Origin of the sequence: Mesorhizobium sp. M1C.F.Ca.ET.210.01.1.1 (genome assembly GCF_004791585.1) — a bacterium.
Lineage (GTDB): Bacteria > Pseudomonadota > Alphaproteobacteria > Rhizobiales > Rhizobiaceae > Mesorhizobium.
Window position 1 is genome coordinate 1 of the sequence record NZ_SRUU01000071.1, and the last position, 2075, is coordinate 2075.

Annotated in this window: 2 protein-coding genes; both read right to left on the minus strand. The window is 66.6% G+C overall.

Annotated elements, in window-relative coordinates; all coding sequences use genetic code 11:
- Nucleotides 1–788, minus strand: a 788-nt coding sequence (gene sucD, locus EN853_RS32820) for a succinate--CoA ligase subunit alpha (protein WP_127863031.1), incomplete at its 3' end; no start/stop codon positions are given.
- Nucleotides 789–801: 13 nt separating this feature from the next.
- Nucleotides 802–1989, minus strand: coding sequence for a malate--CoA ligase subunit beta (locus EN853_RS32825; protein ID WP_127863032.1), 1188 nt, complete (start codon nt 1987–1989; stop codon nt 802–804).
- Between the last annotated feature and the right edge of the window lie 86 nt (nt 1990–2075).

Genomic DNA, 2075 nt, shown 5'->3' on the forward strand with positions numbered 1-2075 from the left:
GCCGACTCGCCGAAGGCCGAGATGATGGCGCCGGCATGGCCCATGCGGCGGCCCTTCGGCGCCGAAAGGCCGGCGATGTAGGCGATCAGCGGCTTCCTCATATTGTCGCGCGCCCAGATCGCGGCTTCGGCCTCCTGCGGTCCGCCGATCTCGCCGATCATCACCACGGCGTCGGTGTCGTCGTCCTGCTCGAACAGTTTCAGGATGTCCTTGAAGGACGAGCCGTTGATCGGATCGCCGCCGATGCCGACGCTGGTCGACACGCCGATGCCAAGCGCCTTCATCTGCGAGGCCGCCTCGTAGCCCAGCGTGCCCGAGCGGCCGACGATGCCGACCCGGCCGGGGAGATAGATGCTGCCGGGCATGATGCCCATCAGCGCCTGTCCGGGGGTGATGACGCCGGCGCAGTTCGGGCCGACGAGGCGCATGCGGTCCTCGAAGCGGTAGCGGCGCATGTAGCGCTTGACCTGCATCATGTCCTGCGAGGGGATGCCGTCGGTGATGCAGACGCAGAGCTTGATGCCGGCATCGGCCGCCTCCATGATCGAATCGGCCGCGAAGGGCGGCGGCACGAAGACGATGCTGGCCTCGGCGCGGGTCTCGCGCACCGCGCCCTTGACGGTGTTGAAGACGGGCAGGCCGAGATGCGTCTGGCCGCCCTTGCCGGGGGTGACGCCGCCGACCACCTTGGTGCCATAGCGCTTCATGTCCTCGGCATGGAAGCTGCCGATCTTGCCGGTGAACCCTTGCACGATGACGCGTGTGCTGCGGTTGAGCAGGATTGCCATTTTTCGACCTCCCTCAGGCTGCTTTTTTGTTCTTGGCGACCTTGCGCCAGGCGGCGACGGCCTTTTCGGCGGCTTCGGCGAGCGTGTCGGCGACGATCACCTTCTCGCCGGAATCGGCCAGGATCTTGCGGCCTTCCTCGACCTTGGTGCCGGAGAGCCGCACCACCAGCGGCACGTCGACGCCAACCTCGCGGATCGCCTTGATGACGCCTTCGGCCACCCAGTCGCAGCGGTTGATGCCGGCGAAGATGTTGACCAGGATGGTCTCGACGTTCTTGTCGCCGAGCACCGCGCGGAAGGATTTCGCCACCCGCTCCGGTGAGGCGCCGCCGCCGATGTCGAGGAAGTTGGCCGGCTCGCCGCCGGCGATCTTGATCATGTCCATCGTCGCCATGGCGAGCCCGGCGCCGTTGATGATGCAGCCGATGTTGCCATCGAGGCCGACATAGGAAAGGCCGCGGTCGCTGGCGAAGGTCTCGCGCGGGTCTTCCTGGCTCTTGTCGCGCAGCTCGGAGATTTCCGGGCGGCGGAACAGCGCGTTCTCGTCGAACGACATTTTGGCATCGAGCGCGACGAGATTGCCGTCGCGCGTCACCACCAGCGGATTGATCTCCAGCATCGAGGCGTCGTAGTCGCGGAACACCTGATAGCAGCCGAGAATGGTCTCGGTCGCCTTGCCGATCAGATTGCTCTCGAGGCCGAGGCCGAAGGCGATCTCGCGCGCCTGGAAGCCCTGCATGCCGACACCGGGATCGACGGTGGCGCGGATGATGGAATCCGGCTGCTTTTCGGAGATGTCCTCGATCTCCATGCCGCCGGCGGCCGAAGCCACGATCATGACGCGCTCCTCCTTCCGGTCGAGCACGAAGCCGAGATAGAGCTCCTGCGCGATGTCGACCGCTTCCTCGAGATAGAGGCGCGACACCAGCTTGCCGCGCGGGCCGGTCTGCTGGGTGACCAGCTTGCGCCCGAGCATCCCTTCGGCAGCGTTGGAGATCTCCTCGTCGTTCGAGCAGAGCTTGATGCCGCCGGCCTTGCCGCGGGCACCGGAATGAACCTGCGCCTTCAGCACCCATTTGGAGCCGCCGATCTCGCGCGCCCGGTAGGTCGCCTGCTCGGGGCTGTAGGCGAGGCCGCCGCGCGGCACGTGCACGCCGTGGCTGGCGAGCAATTCCTTGGCCTGGTATTCGTGGATATCCATGTTGTCCTCCCGGTAATTCCTACTGCGCGGCGGCCTGCGCCTGGCCGGCGCGCTCGATCGCTTCGCTGACCACCAGCACGTTGCGG

Coding starts and splice junctions, on each gene's coding strand:
- EN853_RS32825 (WP_127863032.1), bottom strand. CDS start 1,989: ATGGATATCCACGAATACCAGGCCAAGGAATTGCTCGCCAGCCACGGC.